This window comes from Bradyrhizobium sp. NDS-1 (assembly GCF_032918005.1).
GTDB classification, from domain to species: domain Bacteria; phylum Pseudomonadota; class Alphaproteobacteria; order Rhizobiales; family Xanthobacteraceae; genus Bradyrhizobium; species Bradyrhizobium tunisiense.
In genome coordinates this window covers 5,906,506-5,925,933 of the sequence record NZ_CP136628.1, presented here as the reverse complement: position 1 = coordinate 5,925,933, position 19,428 = coordinate 5,906,506, and the positions used below count along the sequence as shown (strand labels likewise).

The window sequence follows — 19,428 nt, the reverse complement described above, 5'->3', positions numbered from 1 at the left end:
CGAATTCTCTCGCCGCCCACGCTCCACCGCAATTGTACACAATGGCACGCCGCTTGCAGAACTCCCGGCGCAGTTCTCGCGAGGGGCGGCCGTCATGCTGAGTTCGAGCAAGCCGACATTGGGTGTCATCAGCGCCGAGCCTGAGCCGATCACGCTCGACTGGCCCGCCACCGCGCTCCTGATCATCGACATGCAGCGCGACTTCATGGAGTCCGGGGGGTTCGGCGAGACTCTCGGCAACGATGTCAGCCAGCTTGCGCGCGCGGTGAAGCCGATCGGTGCCGTGCTGCAGGCGGCGCGCGACACCGGCATGCTGGTGATCCACACCCGCGAGGGCCATCTGCCCGATCTCTCCGATGCGCCGTCGGCGAAAGTCGAGCGCGGCGCGCCGTCCTTGCGTATCGGCGATCCCGGCCCGATGGGCCGCATTCTCATTCGCGGCGAGGCCGGTCACGACATCATTCCCGAGCTCTATCCGCTCGACAGCGAAATCGTGATCGACAAGCCCGGCAAGGGCGCGTTCTACGCCACCGAGCTAACTGACGTGCTGGAGAAATACGGCATCGAGAACCTGCTGGTGTGCGGCGTCACCACCGAAGTGTGCGTCAACACCACGGTGCGCGAGGCCAACGACCGCGGCTATCGCTGCGTCGTCATGTCGGACGGTTGCGCGTCCTACTTTCCCGAGTTTCACGAGATGGGCCTGAAGATGATCAAGGCCCAGGGCGGCATCTTCGGCTGGGTTACGGACTCCGCCGCAGTGTTGGAAGCAATGAGGATTTCGACAACATAGGGGCAGTATCATGAGCGCATTGACGGGGATGGCCGGCAAATCTGAAATCGATCGGTCCGGGTTCAAGCCGGCACTATGGACCTCGGGCGACTGGAATGCGTTTTTCGGCTTCGGCACCAACATCCTCGTCAACATGCTGGTGCTCACGGGCTTGCTGCGCTTCGTCTTGAAGATGCCGGACAGCCTTGTGTTCGGTCGCATCCTGCCCGCGCTTGGGCTGATGATGTGTCTCTCCACCTTCTACTATGCGTACCTCGCCTATCGTCTGGCGCAGAAGACCGGCCGCAGCGACGTCTGCGCGTTGCCGTCAGGCGTCAGCGTGCCGCACATGTTCATCGTCACCTTCGTGATCATGCTGCCGATCACGATCAAGACCGGTGACCCCCTCAAGGGTTGGTCGGCCGGCTTGGTCTGGGTGTTCTTCCAGAGCTTCATTCTCATGATCGGCGGCTTCATCGCGCCGTTCATCCGCAAGATCACGCCGCGGGCGGCGCTGCTCGGCACGCTCGCCGGCGTCTCCGTCACCTTCATCTCGATGCGGCCGGCGCTGGAGATGTACATGACGCCGCAGATCGGTCTCGTCTGCTTCGCCATTATCCTGGTGAGCTGGTTCGGTGGCGTGAAGTATTGGCGCGGCATTCCGGCCGGCCTCGTTGCGATCGCCGTCGGCATGGTCATCGCCTGGGGCTCGAACCTGTTCGGCCTCGGTCTCGGCGGGCTGAGCATCAAGGGCGTTGGTGACGCCTTCGCAAACTTCGGCTTCTCGGTGCCGATTCCCGCCTTGGGCTACGTCTTCTCCGGCTTCGAATTCCTCGGCATCATTCTCGTCACCGCCATTCCGTTCGGCATCTACGACCTCGTCGAGGCCATGGACAATGTCGAGAGCGCGGAAGCCGCCGGCGACGAATATCCGACCACGCGGGTGCTCACGGCCGACGGTGTCGTCAGCCTGATCGGCTGCCTGATGGGCAATCCCTTCATCAACGCGGTTTATATCGGCCATCCCGGCTGGAAGGCCATGGGCGGCCGGATCGGCTATTCGGCCGCGACCGGGGTCATGGTCGTCCTGCTGTCCTGGTTCGGCATCATCTCGGTGCTGCTGGCGCTGGTGCCTGTCGTCGCGATTTCGCCGATCCTGCTCTATATCGGCATGCTGATCGGCGCGCAGGCGTTCCAGACCACGCCGGTCAAGCACGCGCCCGCGGTTGTGCTGGCGCTGACGCCGCATCTCGCCGCCTGGGCCAAGCTGCAGATCGACACCATGCTGGGCTCGACCATGATGGCGGCGACAACTGTCGGCGGGCTCGCTGCCGACAAGGCGGACGCGGTCAAGGCCGCCGCGATCGCGGCGCTGCCGCAGCAGGGTGTGTTCTACCACGGGTTGGAGGTGATGGGCGGCGGCTCCATCCTCGGTGGCCTCATCCTGGGAGCGATCGGTGTCTTCATCATCGAGCGTGACTTCGAGAAGGCATCGGCCTTCGCGTTGGTCGGTGCGGTCCTGACCTATTTCGGCTTCATGCACGGCGAGGCCGTCGGCATCGGCGGCGGATTTGGCGTGACGCCCGCTGTCGCGCTGGCCTATGCCGTGATGGCTGCCGGACTTTTCGCGGCCAGCAAGCTCGGCGCCAGCGAACACTATGCCGCGCATACGGAGATGTCGGCCGCGCCGGCGGAGTAGTCAACGAGGTCAAGCTCCTTGCGGAACGGCTGGGTGATCCCAGCCGTTCTCGTTCAGGGCCGCACCGCCGGCGTCTCCATCGGCAGGCCATGCGCCCGCGACATCAGATAGAGCTCGAGCGCAACCAGCTCGGGCGAGCCGTAATCATAGGCCTGGGCGCGCACGCCGCTCATGCAACTGCGTAAGCGCCGCTCCAGCGATCCCAGCGTCTGCCATTCCAGCCGGTAAATCGGATAGCCGGTCGGCTGTCCTTGCGTGATCGGCGCGCCCGCGAGGCGCTTGTCGAAATTGTCGTCGTGGCAATTGGTGCAGGCGAGGTTGAGCTGTCCCTCGCGCTGCATGAAGAGGTCACGGCCCTGGTCCACGTAGGGCTTGAGGTCCGGATCATCGCCGGCGGTGATCGGAGCGCCGCGCGATTGATGGGCGACGAAAGCGGACAGCGCCAGGAGGTCGCGGCTTTCGTAAGGCAGAGGTGTAGCCTGCTGGTGATTGGTGCGGCACAGATTGACGCGCTGGTCGAGCGTGACCGGGCGCGCCAGCGCCTTGTCGATGGCGGGGTAGCGCGCGGCGACGCCCTTCATGCTGCTGCGCGCATCGCCATGGCAATCTGCGCAGGCCTTCTCGGCATTGCCGGTCTTCTTTCCCCACAGCGCCTCGCCGTCGAGCACGAACAGCATACCCGGATTGGCCGTGTCGTCATCCTGCATGGCGCGCGTCTCCGGCCCCATGAACGAATAACCGGACCGGCGCGCCTCGGGCGGGAGTTCACCGGCGAGCAGGCCAGGCGCCGCGGAGAACAATGCTGCCGCTGCTATCGCGCGCCAACCGCTCATTCGACAATGATCGATGCCGACGCGGTGGACGAAAAGCCGTTGTCGCCGATCCATTCGAATTCGAACTTGCCGCTCTCCCTGGCGGTCGTGAAGAACGACAAATAAGGATTGGCCGCGATCGCCGGAAACAGATCGGCGCGAAAAACCTCGGCGCCGTTGTAGCGGCAGGTAAAGCTCGTGATGATGTCGCGCGGCACGAGCTTGCCGTCCACCGTGTGGCGGAAGCCGGTTTCCATGATGTGCGAGGTCAGCGTGCGGATCTCGATGACGTCGCCGCGTTTGGCCTTTGCGGGAACGTTGATGAGCGCGGGCATCAGTTCATCTCCTCGGTGCAGGCGGCCAGCGTCACGACGACCTCTGCGGCAACCTGCCAGAAAGTGTCGTCGGAGAGGCGGGCGATCGCGACCACCTTCTGGGTGTCGGCGAGCCGGATTCGGGTCGAGACCTGGGGACGGCCGGCGAAGGGACCGAAATAGAAATTGCCGATGTTCGGCTGCGGGTTCTTCTCGTTGAAAACGTGGATGCTCTTGACGTGGTCATCCGCGGTCATGGGGCTTGCGACGCTGACCGTCATCGGCACGGTGTTGCCGTTTTCGACCAGCGGCGGAATGTCGAGCTTGACCTTGCCGGTGCGCAATTGCGCTTCGCCGACGACATTGCGGATCGCGGTGGTGAGCATGGCCGGCGTGGCGTCGAGCGGTCGCAGCGTCGCGATCGGGATGGTCCCGGCGACCGTCACGCCTCCGGCGAGGTTCAGGAATTGTCGTCGCGTGGTTGGCATGAATTAGTCCCGAAGCGTTGCAAGAAAAGCCACGATGTCCTCGATCTCCGTGGCCGACAAGATCGGCTTGCCGGCGAAATTTCGTCCGACTCGCGCGAGGCCGTCGTTGCGATAATAGGACGGCATGATGGTCTGTGCGTTGAAACGCGACGCATCGACCAGTCGAAGCCGCAACTGGCTCACTGTCCATCGGTTCCCGGCGCCGGCGAGGTCGGGCGCGAGGTCTCCCTGGAACCGCGTCTCCGGAAACGGTCCGGAATGACAGAGGATGCAGGTCGTCGTGCGCGCGAGTACCAGTGCGCGCCCGCGGGCGGCATCACCGGGCGAGCCGGTGAGCGAGGCCGGAATGCCGTCGCCGACGATTTTGTAGGGCGCGAGCGTGTCCGCCGTGGCGCTCGTGGCAAGTGCAAGACTGAGGGCCAACAGCGCAGCGACAGGGGCGTGAGACGAGAGATCGAGCCGCGGGCTCCTCTTACCTCTCCCGCTTGCGGGAGAGGCCGCGCCGAAGACGCGGGTGAGGGCTCTTTGCTCTGGGAGGTTCTCGCGAGTGGTGACACCCTCTTCCAAACCCTCCCCCGCAGGCGGGGAAGGGAGCGCACTGCGTGCATGGCGACAGCCTGATCCCATCATTGCTCTAGCCAAAGGTGTCCGCCGTGATGGTTTCGAACCAGCGCTCCGTCTCCGCGGCCTCGCGTGCCCGCAGTTCGCGCGGTGCATCGACCGGGCTGGTCGCGCCGCCCTCGACCTCGGCGAAGATGTCGCCCTTTGGCTGGTAGTTGCCGGCGAGTGAAAAACCGTAACCGGGGGCGACGGTGTTGTAGCAGACGCCCGTGAGCCGTGGTGCCTCCGGCGCTCGGCCCGCGAGCAAAGCGACGATCGCGGCGGCGCAGGCCTTGCCTTGTCCGCTTGCGGCCGACGCCGATTTGGGAATGCCACCGCCGAGGCATGCATCGCCGACGATGTGGACGTTCCGGGCGAGCTTTGATTCAAAGGACACGGGATCGATCGGGCACCAGCCGGTCGCATCCGTAGCACCCGCGATCTCGGCGATGCGTCCCGCACGTTGCGGCGGGATGACATTGGCGACGTCGGGCGTGTAGTTGCCGAACTCGGTGACGATGGTCATGGTCGCCGGATCAACCGAAGTCATGCGGCCGCCTTGCGACAGCGCAATGCGCTCGATCATGTCGCCATAAAGCTCCTTCCAGGCCGTTTCGAACAGCCGCTGCTGGGAGAAACTGTCCTTGGCGTCGAGGATCAGCACTTTCGAGCGCGGCTTGTTCGTCTTCAGGTAATGCGCGATCAGGCTGGCGCGTTCGTAAGGCGCAGGCGGGCAGCGCGAGGGATTGGCCGGGATTGCAATGGCGACCGTGCCGCCGTCGGCCATCGCCTCCAATTGCCTGCGCAGCAAAAGGGTCTGTGCGCCGGCCTTCCAGGCGTGCGGCATCCTTTCCGATGCGGCGTCGTCATAGCCGGGTAGGGCTTCGAGATGGAAGTCGATGCCGGGCGATAGCACGAGACGGTCATAGCCAAACGCAGATCCATCGGCCGTCGTCACGCTACGCTTTTGCGTGTCGATGCCCGTTGCAGCCTGTGCGACGACGGCGATTCCGTCGGCGGCAAGCTTGTCATAGCCGAAATGCTGCGCCTCCATCTCCCGCAGGCCTGCAATCACGGCGTTGCTGAGCGGGCAGGAGATGAAGGTCTTGTTCGGCTCTATCAACGTGATCTGCAATCTCGCATCGGCGCGTTTGAGCGCCCGTGCGCAGGCGGCGCCGCCGAAGCCGCCGCCGACCACGACGATGCGGCCCGCCGATTGCGCGTGCAGGAACGACGGTACGACGAGCGATGTGGCCGCGCCGGTAATGCCGAGGACGGCATTCCGTCGTGTCACCGGCACATTCATGAGTCTTGTCCGGAAAAATGCTGCGGCTGCCGTCTTGGCAGCCGCAGCGCTCATTTACGCAAAGGTGATGTTCTGGTCGCGCAGCGGCACCGAACGGACGCGCTTGCCGGTCGCGGCGAAGTAGGCGTTGAGCACGGCCGGCGCGGCAACGCCGATGGTCGGCTCGCCGACGCCGCCCCAGAACCCGCCGCTCGGCACCATCACCGATTCCACCTTCGGCATCTCGTTGATGCGCATCGAGTTGTAGGTGTCGAAGTTGGTCTGCTCGATCTTGCCGTCCTTGACGGTGCAGCCGCCATAGAACAGCGCAGAGAGGCCATAGACGAAGGAGCCCGCGATCTGCCGCTCGACCTGCGCCGGATTGACGATGTAGCCGGGGTCGGTGGAGGCGACGATGCGATGCACCTTGATCTTGCTGCCGTCCGTCACTGAGATTTCGGCGGCGCCGGCGACATAACTGCCATAGCCCATGACCTGGGCAATGCCACGGTAGATGCCCTGCGGTGCTGGCGTGGTCCAGCCGATCTTCTCGGCGACCGCATTGAGCACCGCCAGATGCTTGGGATGATTGCCCATCAGCTTGCGGCGGAATTCGAGCGGGTCCTGGCCTGCGGCCTGGGCCAGCTCGTCCATGAAGCATTCCATGTAGATCGCGTTGTGATTGACGTTGACGCCGCGCCAGAAGCCCGGAGGAACGTGCGGGTTGCGCATCGCGTGCTCGACTAACAGGTTCGGCACCGAATAGCCGAACGCGGCCTCGCCGGATTGGGCGACGCCCTGGAACGCCGCCGGATCCATGCCGTTCTGCAACGCTTCGGGGCGAAGCGAGAACAGGATGGACTGCCCGGACAGCCGGTAGTGCAGCGCGACCAGGTTGTTGTTGGCGTCGAACGCGCCGGTCATCTTGCACTGGGTGATCGGGTGATAACGGCCATGCGCCATATCCTCTTCGCGCGACCACAACAGCTTGACCGGCGTGCCCGGCATCTCTTTGGCGATCAGGACCGCCTGACGGACATAGTCGGTCTGGCCGCGCCGGCCGAAGCCGCCGCCGAGCATCACCTTGTGCACGTCGCACTTCTCAGCCGGCAGGCCGGATGCCTCCAGCACCGCGGCAAACGCCGCCTCACCATTCTGCGTGCCGCACCAGACCTCGCATCTGTCCGCGGTGTAGAGCGCGGTGGCGTTCATCGGCTCCATGGTGGCGTGGTTCTGGTAGGGATAGGAATAGACGGCCTCGACCTTCTTGGCGGCACCGGCAATTGCCGCCTTGGCATCACCGTTCTTGTTGCCGACATAGGCCGGCTGCTTGTCATCGAGGCCTTCGGCCAGCCACTTCGCAATCGACTCGCTGGAAACCTTGGCGTTGTCGCCTTCGTCCCAGACGATCGGCAGCGCCTCCAACGCGGTCTTGGCGTGCCACCAGGTGTCGGCAACGACCGCGACGGCGGTATCGCCGACCTTGACGACCTTCTTGACGCCTTTCATGCTTGCGATCTTGGCTTCGTCGAAGCTCTTCAGCTTGCCGCCGAAGACGGGGCAGTCCTTGATCGCGGCATTCAGCATGCCCGGTAGCTTGACGTCGGCGCCGTAGATCATGGCGCCGGTGGTCTTGTCGACGGTGTCGAGCCGCTTCACGCCCTTGCCGATCAGCTGCCAGTCCTTCGGATCCTTCAGCTTGACCTCGGCCGGCGGCGTCAGCTTCGCCGCAGCCTCGGCGACCTTGCCGTAAGTCGTGGTCCTGCCCGATGGCGTATGGGTGATGACGCTGTTGGCAGCCTTGCATTCGGAGACCGGCACCTTCCATGCGTCGGCGGCGGCCTGGATCAGCATCACGCGCGCGGTGGCGCCACCCTTGCGGACATAGTCCTGCGAGGAGCGGATGCCACGGCTGCCGCCGGTCGAGAAATCGCCCCAAACGCGCTTGCGCGCGACGCTCTGGCCGGGCGTCGGATATTCAGTCGTGACCTTGGTCCAGTCGCATTCGAGTTCCTCGGCGACGAGTTGGGCGAGGCCTGTCAGTGAGCCCTGGCCCATTTCGGAGCGGGCGATGCGAATCACGACGGTGTCATCGGGCCTGACCACGACCCAGGCCCCGATCTCGGGCGAGCCGTCGGCGGCGCGGACCACGGCGGGGCCGCCGAAGGGAATGTCGAGGCCGATGGCCAGGCCGGCGCCGACTGCGGCCGTGCCGATGACGAAGGCGCGGCGGTTGAGCCGCGGCGAAACATGCTTGTTCATGTGGGATTTCCTTACGCGCTTGCGATCGTGTGGATCGCTTCGCGCACCTGCGCGAAGGTGCCGCAGCGGCAGATATTGGTGATGGCCTCGTCGATGTCGGCATCGGTCGGCTTCGGCTTTTCGCTCAGCAGCGCTGCCACCGCCATGATCATGCCGCTCTGGCAATAACCGCATTGCGGCACGTCCTGGGCGATCCAGGCTTCCTGCACCTTGTGCAGGGAATCGCCCGAGGCGAGCCCTTCGATCGTGGTGATCTTCTTGTCTGCGGCCTCGCTGACCGATATGCCGCAGGAACGCATTGCCACGCCGTCGATGTGAACAGTGCAGGCGCCGCATTGTGCGATGCCGCAGCCATATTTAGTGCCGGTCAGGCCGGCATTCTCGCGAATCGCCCAGAGCAGCGGCGTATCCGGCTCGACGTCGAGGGTGAAGGTTTTTCCGTTGATTGTTAGATTTGCCATCGCAAGTCCCCTGATTGGCCCAATCCACCGATTGAACTCAGGGCGCACTTTGTCCGGCCAACTGGAACCGTTCAAATCAACAGTCCGAGGGTTGGCCGGCGAAGATTGTCGCGGCCGCGAGAGGATTTTGGATCGGATGGCGTCGCATGCTGCCGGAAATTGCGGCTGGCGGCGACCCCCCTCCCTGAACGCCGATCATGCGGCTTGGCGCGACGGTTCCGACAGGCGACAGTTTGTCCCTTTTGCCGGGGTGCAAGATCTGGGCGCTTTGGTACACTAGGGCTGACGCCAAAAGGAGTTCCATGAAGGTGCCGACCCCCTGCAACGTGCTGATGCTCTATCCGCTGTTCTCAGCAGAGTCCTTCTGGACCTTCGGTGAATCCTGCAAAGTGTTGGGCGTGAAGCGCCCTGCGGCCCCTTTGGGCCTGATCACCGTTGCCGCCATGCTGCCCGAGAGCTGGACGGTCCGGTTGATCGACTGCAACACGGCCTCCTTCGGCGACGAAGATATCGCCTGGGCCGACGTCGTCTTCACCGGCGGAATGATGCCGCAGCAAGCCGATACGCTGCGTCTGATCGAGCTCTGCCGCGCGGCCGGCAAGCCGGTGGTCGTCGGCGGTCCCGATCCCACCTCCAGCCCCCACCTCTATGAGCGGGCCGACTTCCGGGTGCTCGGCGAGGCCGAGAGTGTCATCGACGACTTCATCGCGGCCTGGGAGGGCGGGGCACGCTCCGGCACCTTCACCGCGCCGAAGTTCCAGGCCGACGTCACCAAGACGCCGGTGCCGCGCTTCGACCTGCTCAAGTTCGAGGACTACCTCTATCTCGGTGTGCAATATTCCCGCGGATGCCCGTTCACCTGCGAGTTCTGCGACATCATCGAGTTGTACGGACGCGTTCCGCGCACCAAGACGGTCGAGCAGATGTTCGTGGAGCTCGAGAGGCTTTACAAGATGGGCTATCGCGGCCATCTCGATTTCGTCGACGACAATTTCATCGGCAACAAGAAGTCGTTGCGGCAATTCCTGCCCAAGCTTGCCGAATGGCAGCGCACCCATGGCTATCCGTTCGAATTATCGACCGAAGCCTCGGTCAATCTGGCCGATGATCCCGAGCTATTGGAGTTGATGGGGGCGGCGAATTTCTTCGCCATCTTCGTCGGCATCGAGAGTCCGGATCCGGCGACGCTGATCGCGATGCGCAAGAAGCAGAACACGCGGCGCAACATTGCCGAGAGCATCCACAAAATCTACGCCGCCGGCATGCTCGTCACCGCGGGCTTCATCGTCGGATTCGACAATGAGAAAGTCTCGATGGCGGACGCCATGATCGACTTCATCGAAGAGGCGGCGATCCCCGTCAGCATGGTCGGACTGCTCTATGCCCTGCCGAACACGCAGCTGACGCGCCGTCTGGAGCGCGAAGGCCGGCTGCATCCGGGCCACGATGTGGCGCCGACAATCGGCGCGGATCAGTGCACGGCCGGGATCAACTTCGATCCAGTGCGCCCACTGCGCGACATCCTGACGGACTACAAGCGGGTGCTGGAGCACGTCTACAGCCCGGCGGCCTATGCAGGACGGGTCGACCGCCTGATGACGCTGCTCGACCGTTCCAGGCAGCGTCACGAGCTCGCCGAAGGCGATATCCGCGCCAAGATCGGTGCGATGGAGACGGTGCACAAGGTGGTCACCGCCCTTCCCGAGGCGCGTGCACCGCTGTGGCAGACCTTCATGAACTGCGCCAAGCGCGACACGACATCCGCGCGCATTGCCGTGCAGATGATCGCCGCCTACGCCCATCTCGGACCGTTCTCGCGCAAGGTCATCGCTGCCATCGATGAGCGCCTGGCGGCGCTGGACGACGAAACCGCGCCGGCGACGGTCGATGTGACGGCGGCTTGATACCTGGCTCGAGAGCTTACTTCACCGCCAGCCGCAAAAAGCTCATCACGCTGCCGAGCGCGGCAAAGCCCGCGCCGAGGGCCAGCGCCAATGTCGCGCCCTCGTGGCCCGCGAGCGCGAAACAGGCCGCCGCGAGCGCGGCGCCCGTGGTCTGCCCGGTCAAGCGCGCGGTGGCGACGATGCCGGAGGCGCTGCCGCTGCGATGCGGCGGCGCGCTTCCCATCACCGCCTTCATGTTCGGCGCCTGGAAGAAGCCGAATCCCATGCCGCAGATCATCATTCGCCAGATGATGTCGAGGATGGCGGGATTGGCCGGCAGCGTCGCGAGCAGCGCCATGCCGAGGCCGAGCAGCACGAGCCCGATGCCGCCGAGCAGGCCGACTGAGTGGCGATCGGACAGGCGTCCGGCGATCGGCGCCATGATGCCGACCACCAGCGGCCATGGTGTCATGAAGAAGCCGGTCTCGACCTGGGAGCGGCCAAGCACGTCCTCGAAATAGAACGGCAGCGAGACGAAGGCGAGACCCTGCACCGCGAAGGAGCACACCGCCGTCGCCGCCGACAGCGCGAACATCGGCCGGCTGAACAGATCGATCGGCAGCATCGGCGCGGGATGGTCGGCATGGCGGCGCGTCAGGATGATTCCGAGCACGAGTGCCGTGACCAGCTCGATGCCCACGACCACCGGCGACAGATTATGCGCGGCGCTGCCGATGCCGGTGATGAACAGGCCGAGGCAGGCCGAGGCGAGAATCGCGCCGAGAAAGTCAAAACCGTGATCCGCGCGCGGTGTCTTCGGCAGCATCGCAAAGCCGATGCCGATCGCGACCAGGCCGAACGGGATGTTGACGGCGAACAGCCACGGCCACGGGCCGAGCGCCAGGATCGCCGAGGCGATCGAGGGTCCGAAGGTGAAGGCGGTCGCGACCACCAGCGCATTATAGCCGAAGCCGCGGCCCTGCATCCTTCCGGGATAGACGAAGCGTACCAGCGCCGTGTTGACGCTCATGATGCCGCTCGCCCCCAAGCCCTGCAGGGTGCGCGCGACGAGCAGGCTGTCCAGCGACCATGCCACCGCGCAGAACAGCGAGGCGATGGTGAACAGGATGAGGCCGCCGAGATAGATGCGCTGGTGCCCGACGATCTCGCCGAGCGCCCCGAGCGGCAGCAGCGTCGCCACCAACGCGATCTGGTAGACGTTGACCACCCAGACCGACTGCTCCGGCGTGACGTGCAGGTCGGCGGCAATCGCGGGCAGGGCGATGTTGGCGATCGCGGTGTCGAGCGAGGCCATCGCCAGCGCAGTGAAGATCGCGGCGATCGCCCAGCGCCGCTGCGCGGCCGGGAGGCCATCGGTGCTGGGAGGATTGGGCTCGCGCGCGGCGGCAGGTAACGTGATTGTCATTTCGTTGGCGCGCTGCTCCGGCGGCGGGACGTTCGGCATGTACTACGGCGGCGCCGGCTTCCACAGGCGCACGCTTGCATGCTGTGTATGCGCGAAGGTCAGGCGATGCTGCGGCGCTGCGAGTGCAGGGCGAGGCCAAAACAAAAATCGAAAAACAACCCCATGCACAGTAGGAGGCCCTTTGATCGATAAAGCATTTTCCCGCCGGGTCGCAACGTCGAGCGCGGTCGCAATCAAATTGACACGTCGGGCAAAACACTGGCAGGATTCGAACGTGCCGGCGATCGGCCGGCAGCAGACCGCATGCGCGCCTGCGCGCGCCGTCTCCACCACGCCGACGTTGAGACAGATCAACACTCGACCTGTGCGGCCGCCCGACCTTTCCATCAGCGCATCGTTGGAAGGGGCCACATGCAGACTCTGCTCAGGGAAATCCGCAATACCCCATTGCTCTGGATGCTGGGCTTCGTGCCCATCGTGCTGATAGCCGAGGCGGTGGTGCCGCATTCCCACACGCTGCTGTTCGTGCTCGCGGTGCTGGCCATCGTCCCGCTGGCGGCGCTGCTCAGCCACGCCACCGAGGCGGTCGCCGCCAAGACCGGCGATGCCGTGGGCGGATTGCTCAATGCTACCCTCGGCAATCTGACCGAACTGATCATCGCCATTACGGCCCTGCGGGCCGGCCAGTACATGCTGGTGAAGGCCTCGATCGCGGGTGCGATCGTCACCAACGCGGTGTTCATGCTGGGCGCCTGCCTGCTGCTCGGCGGCCTGCGCTATCACGTGCAGCAATACAACCGCGCTGGTGCGCGGCTTTCGTCCGGCCTGCTGCTCATGGCGACCGTCGCCCTGCTTGCGCCCTCGGCGGTCGCCGATCTCGACCACCTGCCGCAGGGCGGGGGCACCCTCAACAAGCTCAGCCTTGGCATTTCGGTCCTGCTCATCGTTGCTTACGGGCTCGGCCTGTTGTTTTCGCTGCGAACGCATAAGGAATTGTTCGCCAGCGCCGGTCACGGCGACGACAACAAGGAGGTGCACTGGCCGATCGGAATAGCCGTCGGCACGCTGCTGGTCGTCACCGTGCTGGTCGCGCTGGTCAGCGAGATCTTCGTTGAATCGGTGCAGAAGGCGGCGGAAACCTTCGGAATGAGCCCGGCCTTCGTCGGCTTCATCGTCGTCTCGCTGGTCGGCGCCGCCGCCGAATTCGCGGTGGCCTTCGCCGCGGCCCGCAAGGACCGGCTCGACATGGCCGTCAGCATCGCGCTCGGCAGCGCCTCGCAGATCGCGCTGTTCGTCGCACCAGCGCTGGTGCTGCTCAGCTATGTCGTGGGGCCGAAGCCGATGGACCTGCAGTTCTGGCCGGGCGCCGTCACCATGATAATGATCGCGACGGTGACATCGGCCTTCATCACGTCCAGCGGGCGCTCGGCCTGGTTCGTCGGCGCGCTGATGATTCTCATCTACGCGGTCTTTGCGTTGACGCTGTATGTCGTCCCGCCGGCGGGCCAGGGATGATGTTCGCTCGACCGTCATAGGCGAGAGGCGCCGCCCAGCGATGACTTCCCGCTTTCAGGGCAGGAGGGTCACAACCTGATAGACGATGACGGCGGCGCCCAGACAGCGCCGCCAGGGATTCACGCCGCGGATGATCTCGTCGGCGCCCCAGATGATGAGCCCGCCTTTCACGATGATCGTCAGGCCGAGGCTGGCCTTGCCCGCGGACGGCCAGATCCAAAGCAGAACTGCCGCGAAGATCACGGTCCAAAGAACGAGGTTGGGCCACTGAGCGATGGTGATCGCGCCGGTTTCGCGGTTACGGAAGAGGCAATCGAACAGGCGCCGCACGACCCAGCCGATCAGAGCGCGACCTCGCCTTCTTCGCGGCCCTTCCAGTAGGTCACGCGGTTGGCCTTCACCTTGATCAGAACGATGCTTGGCGTATCGATGCCGCGGTCGAACCACTTGTCGAGATCGCTGGTCCAGTGCTGCTGGAAGGCCGCCTTGTCCCGGATCAGTTCCGCAGTCCCTTCTACGGCGACGTAGATACCCTCAGAGAAAAGGCCAGCTTCCGAGGAGAATCCGAGCGCTACCTTGGGATTTCGTTGGATGTCCGATACCGTTCGTGCCTGTTCGTAGGTGAAGTAGTACGAGGTGCCGTCGTAGGCGACGTCGCCGTTGTTGCTCATGGGACGGTTGGCAATCTCGCCATTCTCGGTATGGGTCGACAAAATGGCGATGTCGATGCCGGCCATCGCCTTTGCGATCTCAGCGCGCGATGTCTTTGGCATGAACTTTCCTCCAGTGAGTGGAGGCAACGACTGGATTGGGCCCATGTTCCCTGAAGCTGAGGACGAAGTCCGCGCCGCCGAACGCATCGCATGAACTCCTAGAACTGATACCTCCGCAGGCCGCCATCCACCGGGATCACCGTGCCCGTGATGTACCGTGCCACCGGCGAGGCCAGAAACACCGCGAGGGCGGCCAGATCTTCCGGCTCGCCCCAATAGCCGACCGGGATCTCCTCCTCGGCAAAGCGCTCCCGATAATCCGGAGGGTAATTGCGGCGGATCTGCTCGCTCATGATGCGGCCGGGCGGGATGCAATTGATGGTGATGCCGTGCTTGCCGATCTCGCGTGACAGACCCTTGGCCCAGGCGTGTACGGCGGCTTTGGCGGCGAAGGCGGCGTTGAGGCCCTCCGGCTCGGACTTGCCGGTGATGTTGACTATGCGACCCCATTTGCGCGCGATCATCTGCGGCAGCAGCGCATGGGCGATCCGGCGGTAGCTGGTGAAGTTGAGCGCGATCGCCTCGTCCCATTTGCCGTCGGGCGCATCGACGGGCAGGGGACGGCTGCCGCCGGCATTGTTGACGAGGATGTCGACATGGCCGAACTCCTTGAGCGCGAACGCTGCGATGGTCTCGGCGGCGTCCTTGGCCATCACGTCCTGCGCGAACGGGACGATCAAGCCGCCGCCGACCTCTTTCACCAGCTCGGCAAGCAGATCGGCGCGGCGCGCCACGCCGACGACACGCACGCCTTCGGCGGCGAGGCCCTTGGCGATGGCGCGGCCGATGCCGATGCTCGCGCCGGTGACGACAGCGGTTTTCGATTTGAGCCCGAGGTCCATGGTCGCACGCTCTCTTGGTCTTGCTTGCTTTGTGCTGTTCGTTTTCCGCCCTGTGCCCGCGGGCTTTGCGAATTGCCCGACCCGGACGAGCAGTGGTAACCAAGAGGCTGGCCGAAGGACAAGAGCCTTGGCGAAGGAAAACGAAAAAGAGAAGGCGTCGGGCGATGGTCTGGGATCCGCAGCAATACCTGAAATTCTCCGGCCACCGGCTGCGGCCCGCCGTCGACCTGTTGCTGCGGATTCCGGATATTGCGCCGCGGGCCATCGCCGATCTCGGAGCTGGCGCCGGCAACGTGACGAAACTGATCAAGGAGCGTTGGCCCGAGGCAAGCGTGACAAGCGTCGAGGGGTCGGCCGAGATGGTCGCGGCCGGGCGCAAGGCCGCGCCGGATGTGGAATGGTTGCACCAAGACCTCGGCCATTGGCGCCCCGTCAAGCAATACGACTTGATCTATTCCAATGCCGCACTGCACTGGTTGCCCGATCACGCGGCTCTGTTCCCGGCGGTGATGGAGAAGGTGATGCCCGGCGGCATGCTTGCCGTGCAGATGCCGCGCAATTTTACCGCGCCATCGCATGTGCTGATCGGCGAGACCGCGCTCGATGGTCCGTGGCGGTCCAAGCTGGAACATCTCGTCACGCCGCCGCCGGTCGAGGGGCCGGCCTTCTATCACGATATTCTCGCGCCGATGTCGGCCAGCATCGACATCTGGGAGACCGAATATCTGCAAGTGCTCGAAGGCGAGAACCCCGTCAAGGAATGGACCAAGGGGACCTGGCTGACGCGTTATCTCGACGTGCTCGCAGGCGAGGAGAAGATGGCGTTCGAAGCCGCCTATGGCGCGCGCGTTGCGAAAGCCTATCCGAGGAATGCGGCGGGGCAGACCCTTTTCCCGTTCCGGCGCCTCTTCATTGTTGCTCAGCGCAAGGGCTAAGGGCGCTGCCGCAATGCGACATAAGCGCTCGTTCCCTTGGACGGACGCGAGGGTCGGGTTGCGCTGACCGCACCCGTCAAGATAGCTTGGCTGCGGCAAATTGGGCTTAGGTCTAGTTGTTCGGCTTGCGGATAGCTGCCACGACTGGCCTGCAAAACAAGAAGAGCCCGATTCTCGAGGTTGTTGGGGAGGTCTTCATGCGCAAACTGCTTCTCGCGGTCGCGGCGGCTGCGCTCGTTCTGGCCCCTGTCGTTGCGCAAGCCCAAGCTCCGATCGTCATCAAGTTCAGCCACGTCGTCGCCAACGACACCCCGAAGGGGAAGGGCGCGCTGAAGTTCAAGGAGCTCGCTGAGAAATACGCCGACGGCAAGGTCAAGGTCGAAGTCTACCCGAACTCATCGCTCTACAAAGACAAGGAGGAGATCGAGGCGCTCCAGCTCGGCTCGGTGCACATGCTCGCGCCCTCGACCGCGAAATTCGCGCCGCTGGGCATCAAGGAGTTCGAGGCGCTCGACCTGCCCTGGCTGTTCAAGGACGACCAGACCTATTCCAACGCGATCAAGGGCACGATCGGCAAGTGGCTGTTCCAGAAGCTCGAGGCCAAGGGCATCACCGGCCTCGCTTACTGGGACAACGGCTTCCACATGGTCTCCTCGAATCGTCCGCTGATAAAGCCGACGGATTTCCAGGGCCTGAAGTTTCGCATCTCGGGATCCAAGGTCGCCGACCAGTATTTCCGCCTCGTCGGTACGATTCCGCAGATCATGGCGTTCTCCGAAGTCTACCAGGCGCTGCAGACCGGCGTGGTCGACGGATGCGAGAACACGGCATCCAACTACCTGACGCAGAAGTTCTACGAGGTGCAGAAGGACATCACCGTGTCCTATCATGCGCATCTGCAATATGCCGTCATCGTCAATTCGAAGTTCTGGTCTGGTCTGCCGCCCGATATCCGCACCCAACTGGACAAGGCGATGGCGGAGGCCACCGACTACACCAACTCGATCGCGCGCCAGGAGAACGAGGACGCGCTGGCCGAGATCAAGAAGACAGGCAAGACCACGCTGCACTACCTCACAGACGCCGATCGCAAGGCGTGGCAGGAGGCGATGCAGCCGACCTACAAATGGGCGAAGGGCCGGGTCGGGCAGGAGGTGCTCGACCTCGTCGCCAAGGAACTCGACGTCAAGATGAACTGACGGCCGCCTGTCAGAAATGACAACGACGGTCGGGGGTGAACGCACTCCCGGCCGTTTCGCATCCGAATGGACGAGCCAATGCTGGGGGGATCAAGTTGCTGCGCGCACTGAATCGTTTTCTCGATCATCTCGAGGAGTGGCTGATCGCGACGATGATCGCGGCCGCAACGTCGCTCATCTTCGTCGCCGTGCTGCACCGTTACGGGGCCGGATTGTCGATCGACATCGCCAAATGGGCCGAAGCCCGCAACCTGGCCTTCCTGGCCGTCCCGGCACGTGCGGCGTTCGTCTGGCTTGCCGCGCTCGACCTGTCCTGGGCGCAGGAGCTCTGCATCTACATGTTCATCTGGATGGCGAAGTTCGGCGCCGCTTACGGCGTGCGGACCGGCATCCATGTCGGCGTCGACGTGCTCGTCAATATCCTTCCCGGCGGATCGCGCCGCCGCGTCATCACCTTCGGCCTTCTGTGCGGCGCGCTTTTCACCGCCATCGTCGGCTATTTCGGGGCTGCCTTCGTCAGCCACATGTGGCAGAGCGGCCAGCAGTCTAACGACCTCGAAGCGCCGATGTGGATGGTCTATCTCACCATCCCGATCGGCTCCGGCCTGATGTGCTTCCGTTTCCTGCAGGTCGCCTGGTCGTTCTACCGCACCGGCGAACTTCCGCATCACGACATGGCTGGCGTCGAGGGCGTCGAGGCCGATCCGGTGCATCCCGCGCCGGTCACGCATAGCCAGGTCGTCCGCGACGAGCGCAGCCCGCTCGGCTGGATCCTGATGCTGCTGCCGGTCCTGATCGTCGCGCTGTGCGTCGCCCATGCGGGCCATGTCATTACGCTCCCGCAGGGCCTGCGCGTCCTCATCGTGTTCGCGCTTCTGCTCTCGTTGATGCTGACGGGCATGCCGATCTCGATCGCACTTGGTCTCACCGTGCTGAGCTTCATGTTCACGCTGACCGACGTGCGAACCGAATCGGTGGCGCTGAAGCTGTTCACCGGCATCGAGAATTTCGAGATCATGGCGATCCCGTTCTTCATCCTCGCCGGCAACTTCCTGACCCATGGCGGCGTGGCGCGCAGGATGATCGCGTTTGCAACCTCGCTGGTCGGCCATTGGTACGGCGGTCTCGCGCTGTCGGGGGTGGTCGCGTGCGCGCTGTTTGCCGCGATCTCCGGCTCCTCGCCGGCGACCGTGGTCGCGATCGGCTCGGTGATCCTTCCCGCGATGGTGGCGCAGGGGTTTCCGAAGCGGTTCGGCGCGGGCGTGATCACGACGTCGGGCTCGCTCGGAATCCTCATTCCGCCGTCGATCCCGATGGTTCTCTATGCCGTCTCCACCAACACCTCGGTGGGTAAGCTGTTCATCGCCGGCATCGTGCCGGGTCTTGCGCTCGCCACGCTGCTCGGCATGACGACGTTCTATCGCGCCTGGCGCAACAACTATCCACGGATGCGCAAGGCGACCTTCCTCGAGCGTCTCGACGCATTCCGCAAGTCGATCTGGGGCATCCTGCTGATCGTGATCGTGATCGGCGGCATCTACAGCGGCCTGTTCACGCCGACCGAAGCTGCCGCCGTCAGCGCGGTCTACGCATTCATCGTCGCAGTGTTCATATACAAGGATCTGAAGCTGCGCGACGTGCCGCGCGTTCTGCTGTCATCGGCGAACCTCTCGGCGATGCTGCTCTACATCATCACCAACGCGGTGCTGTTCTCGTTCCTGATGACCTACGAGAACGTGCCGCAAGCGCTCGCGCAATGGATGATCGACCTGGGTCTTGGGTGGATCGGCTTCCTGCTGCTGGTCAACCTGCTGCTGCTGGTGGCGGGCAACGTGATGGAGCCGTCCTCGATCATCCTGATCCTGGCCCCGATCCTGTTTCCGGTCGCGGTCAAGCTCGGCATCGATCCCATCCATTTCGGCATCCTGATGACGGTCAACATGGAGGTCGGCCTGTGCCATCCGCCTGTCGGCCTCAACCTCTACGTCGCCTCAGGCATCGCCAAGATGGGCATCACCGAGCTCACGGTCGCGGTGTGGCCATGGCTCCTCACCATGCTGGGATTCCTCGTGGTGGTGACGTATTGGCCCGGTCTGTCGCTGTGGCTGCCGAGACTGCTGGGGATGTAGTTGCTTAACCCTCTCCCCTTGTGTGGGAGAGGG

Annotated in this window: 18 protein-coding genes and 1 pseudogene; 8 read left to right on the top strand and 11 right to left on the bottom strand. The window is 64.2% G+C overall.

All coding sequences use genetic code 11. The features are described 5' to 3' along the window. The first annotated feature begins 94 nt into the window (after nt 1-94). Both RX330_RS27600 and RX330_RS27595 read left to right on the top strand, forming a co-directional pair. Complete coding sequence (locus RX330_RS27600; protein WP_317240562.1) at nt 95-793, top strand: cysteine hydrolase family protein; 699 nt, start codon at nt 95-97, stop codon at nt 791-793. Between the two features lie 10 nt (nt 794-803). Beyond that, complete coding sequence (locus RX330_RS27595) at nt 804-2,471, top strand: regulator (protein ID WP_212081022.1); 1,668 nt, start codon at nt 804-806, stop codon at nt 2,469-2,471. Between the two features lie 53 nt (nt 2,472-2,524). Here RX330_RS27595 and soxA read toward each other — a convergent pair whose 3' ends face one another. From soxA to RX330_RS27560, 7 genes are all read right to left on the bottom strand, one after another. After that, nucleotides 2,525-3,304: a sulfur oxidation c-type cytochrome SoxA gene (soxA, locus tag RX330_RS27590; RefSeq protein ID WP_317240561.1), complete on the bottom strand. Its 780-nt coding sequence runs from the start codon at nt 3,302-3,304 to the stop codon at nt 2,525-2,527. Beyond that, nucleotides 3,301-3,618, bottom strand: coding sequence for a thiosulfate oxidation carrier complex protein SoxZ (soxZ, locus tag RX330_RS27585; protein ID WP_212081024.1), 318 nt, complete (start codon nt 3,616-3,618; stop codon nt 3,301-3,303). The genes soxA and soxZ overlap by 4 nt, the downstream gene beginning before the upstream one ends. Then, on the bottom strand, nt 3,618-4,085 hold the full coding sequence (locus RX330_RS27580; protein WP_212081025.1) for a SoxY-related AACIE arm protein: 468 nt from the start codon (nt 4,083-4,085) through the stop codon (nt 3,618-3,620). Before RX330_RS27580 ends, soxZ begins: the two co-directional genes overlap by 1 nt. 3 nt (nt 4,086-4,088) lie before the next feature. After that, nucleotides 4,089-4,508 (bottom strand): sulfur oxidation c-type cytochrome SoxX, encoded by a 420-nt coding sequence (gene soxX / locus RX330_RS27575; RefSeq protein WP_249153031.1) that lies wholly within the window; start codon nt 4,506-4,508, stop codon nt 4,089-4,091. A 211-nt stretch (nt 4,509-4,719) separates the two neighbouring features. Next, nucleotides 4,720-5,991, bottom strand: coding sequence for an NAD(P)/FAD-dependent oxidoreductase (locus RX330_RS27570; RefSeq protein WP_212081026.1), 1,272 nt, complete (start codon nt 5,989-5,991; stop codon nt 4,720-4,722). 54 nt (nt 5,992-6,045) lie between these two features. Further along, entirely contained in the window at nt 6,046-8,232 is a 2,187-nt protein-coding gene (locus RX330_RS27565; RefSeq protein ID WP_317240560.1) for a xanthine dehydrogenase family protein molybdopterin-binding subunit, read from the bottom strand. An 11-nt stretch (nt 8,233-8,243) separates the two neighbouring features. Next, on the bottom strand, nt 8,244-8,693 hold the full coding sequence (locus RX330_RS27560) for a (2Fe-2S)-binding protein (RefSeq protein WP_317240559.1): 450 nt from the start codon (nt 8,691-8,693) through the stop codon (nt 8,244-8,246). A 302-nt stretch (nt 8,694-8,995) separates the two neighbouring features. Between RX330_RS27560 and RX330_RS27555 the strand changes: the two genes are divergently transcribed. Further along, nucleotides 8,996-10,597, top strand: a complete 1,602-nt coding sequence (locus RX330_RS27555) for a B12-binding domain-containing radical SAM protein (protein WP_317240558.1) — start codon at nt 8,996-8,998, stop codon at nt 10,595-10,597. A 16-nt stretch (nt 10,598-10,613) separates the two neighbouring features. Here RX330_RS27555 and RX330_RS27550 read toward each other — a convergent pair whose 3' ends face one another. After that, nucleotides 10,614-12,002, bottom strand: a complete 1,389-nt coding sequence (locus tag RX330_RS27550; RefSeq protein WP_317240557.1) for an MFS transporter — start codon at nt 12,000-12,002, stop codon at nt 10,614-10,616. Between the two features lie 411 nt (nt 12,003-12,413). Between RX330_RS27550 and cax the strand changes: the two genes are divergently transcribed. After that, the gene (gene cax, locus RX330_RS27545) at nt 12,414-13,517 is read left to right on the top strand and encodes a calcium/proton exchanger (protein WP_317240556.1); all 1,104 of its coding nucleotides are present in this window, start codon (nt 12,414-12,416) and stop codon (nt 13,515-13,517) included. A 54-nt stretch (nt 13,518-13,571) separates the two neighbouring features. Here cax and RX330_RS27540 read toward each other — a convergent pair whose 3' ends face one another. The 3 genes from RX330_RS27540 to RX330_RS27530 all read right to left on the bottom strand — a co-directional run bounded on the left by RX330_RS27540 (nt 13,572) and on the right by RX330_RS27530 (nt 15,132). Then, nucleotides 13,572-13,847 carry a hypothetical protein gene (locus RX330_RS27540; protein WP_212081032.1) on the bottom strand — a complete coding sequence of 92 codons (276 nt, stop codon included), beginning with the start codon at nt 13,845-13,847 and terminating at the stop codon, nt 13,572-13,574. A gap of 11 nt (nt 13,848-13,858) precedes the next feature. Beyond that, nucleotides 13,859-14,290, bottom strand: coding sequence for a pyridoxamine 5'-phosphate oxidase family protein (locus RX330_RS27535; RefSeq protein ID WP_317240555.1), 432 nt, complete (start codon nt 14,288-14,290; stop codon nt 13,859-13,861). Nucleotides 14,291-14,388: 98 nt separating this feature from the next. Beyond that, nucleotides 14,389-15,132: an SDR family NAD(P)-dependent oxidoreductase gene (locus RX330_RS27530; protein ID WP_317240554.1), complete on the bottom strand. Its 744-nt coding sequence runs from the start codon at nt 15,130-15,132 to the stop codon at nt 14,389-14,391. Between the two features lie 164 nt (nt 15,133-15,296). On the opposite strand from RX330_RS27530, the gene RX330_RS27525 reads away from it, so the two are divergent. The 4 genes and pseudogenes from RX330_RS27525 (at nt 15,297) to RX330_RS27510 (ending at nt 19,395) form a co-directional block, all read left to right on the top strand. Continuing rightward, nucleotides 15,297-16,067 (top strand): methyltransferase domain-containing protein, encoded by a 771-nt coding sequence (locus tag RX330_RS27525; RefSeq protein WP_212081035.1) that lies wholly within the window; start codon nt 15,297-15,299, stop codon nt 16,065-16,067. A gap of 197 nt (nt 16,068-16,264) precedes the next feature. Further along, on the top strand, nt 16,265-17,266 hold the full coding sequence (locus RX330_RS27520; RefSeq protein ID WP_317240553.1) for a DctP family TRAP transporter solute-binding subunit: 1,002 nt from the start codon (nt 16,265-16,267) through the stop codon (nt 17,264-17,266). Nucleotides 17,267-17,418: 152 nt separating this feature from the next. Continuing rightward, a pseudogene (locus RX330_RS27515) lies at nt 17,419-17,847 on the top strand (TRAP transporter small permease); the annotation flags it as partial. Nucleotides 17,848-18,153: 306 nt separating this feature from the next. Further along, nucleotides 18,154-19,395 carry a TRAP transporter large permease gene (locus tag RX330_RS27510; RefSeq protein ID WP_410707564.1) on the top strand — a complete coding sequence of 414 codons (1,242 nt, stop codon included), beginning with the start codon at nt 18,154-18,156 and terminating at the stop codon, nt 19,393-19,395. The last annotated feature ends 33 nt before the right edge of the window (nt 19,396-19,428 follow it).